This is a genomic window from Streptomyces fildesensis, assembly GCF_016107395.1.
GTDB classification, from domain to species: Bacteria; Actinomycetota; Actinomycetes; order Streptomycetales; family Streptomycetaceae; genus Actinacidiphila; species Actinacidiphila fildesensis.
Window position 1 is genome coordinate 1 of record NZ_JAAIKO010000132.1, and the last position, 1,135, is coordinate 1,135.

Below are 1,135 nucleotides of genomic sequence, written 5' to 3' on the forward strand. Positions count from 1 at the left end.
GCCGGTGTGGCGGGGGCAGCGGCAGTGCTGTCCTCCGTGCGGGCCTCGGCCACCACCGCGGACGACATCATGGCGCTGCAGACCGCGGCGTCTCTGGAGAATCTGGCCATCAGCGTCTACCAGACCGCTGCGGGGCTGCCGTTCATCAAGGACGGCAACAAGACGGTCGCGGCGTTCATCGCCAAGACCACCACCCAGCACCAGGCCCACGCCAAGGCGTTCAACGCCGCCGCCACCCAGGCGGGCGGCAAGGCCCAGACCGGCCCGGACCCCAAGTACGCGGCCGTGGTCAAGGAAGCCCTGCCCACCATCAAAACTCCGGCCGACGTGGTCGCGCTGGCGATCACGCTGGAGGACGTCGCCGCCCAGACCTACACCAAGAACGTCGGCCAGGTCAGCGACGCACAACTGCGCAAGCTCTTCGCCTCGGTCGCCCCGGTCGAGGCTCAGCACCGTGCGACACTGCTGGCCGTCCAGGCGCTGCTGGCCGGAAACCTCCCCGACCTCATCGCCATCCCCACGGACGCGGCCAAACTGCCCGCCGCCGCCGGCAGCGTCGGGTTCCCCGACGCCTTCTACCCGACCAAGAACGCCTCGCCGATCTCCGAAGGAGCCGTGAAGTGAGCACTGCACACGACGGCTGGGAACTGCAGATCAGCGAGCAGCAACTCACCCGACTGACCCGCGACATGGACGAAGCCCACCGCGAGACGCTGCCCGCCATGCGGGCCGGCGCCGTCGACCTGGCCGAGGAGATCCGCACAGCGGAGCGAACGAACCTGGGGCGCCGCCGCTTCCTGCTCGGCGCCGGAGGTGTCGCGGCCGCCATGGCCCTGGCGGCCTGCTCCAGCAGCGACAAGAAGTCTGGCTCGTCGGCGTCGCCGTCGTCCTCCGGAGCGGCATCCGGCAGCGGCCAGTACACCGGGGACCTGAAGGTCGTCGCGCTGGCCACCGCGCTGGAGAACCAGGCCGTGGGCGCCTACCAAGCGACCCTGGCCGCAGCCAAGGCGGGCAAGCTCGGCACCGTGCCCCCCGCGGTGGCCACGTTCGTCACCACCGCGATGGCCCAGCACGCCGACCACGCCAAAGCCTGGAACGCGGTCCTGACCGGCGCCGGCAAGCCCGCCATCACCAA

2 protein-coding genes are annotated in these 1,135 nt (G+C 70.9%); both read left to right on the forward strand.

Features of this window, described 5'->3' with window-relative positions; genetic code table 11:
* Positions 1–624 (forward strand): ferritin-like domain-containing protein (locus C6N31_RS42225; RefSeq protein ID WP_198359619.1); only part of this gene is annotated, 624 nt, incomplete at its 5' end.
* Positions 621–1,135: ferritin-like domain-containing protein (locus tag C6N31_RS42230; protein ID WP_307811614.1), on the forward strand; the 515-nt coding region annotated here is incomplete at its 3' end. The genes C6N31_RS42225 and C6N31_RS42230, both read left to right, overlap by 4 nt.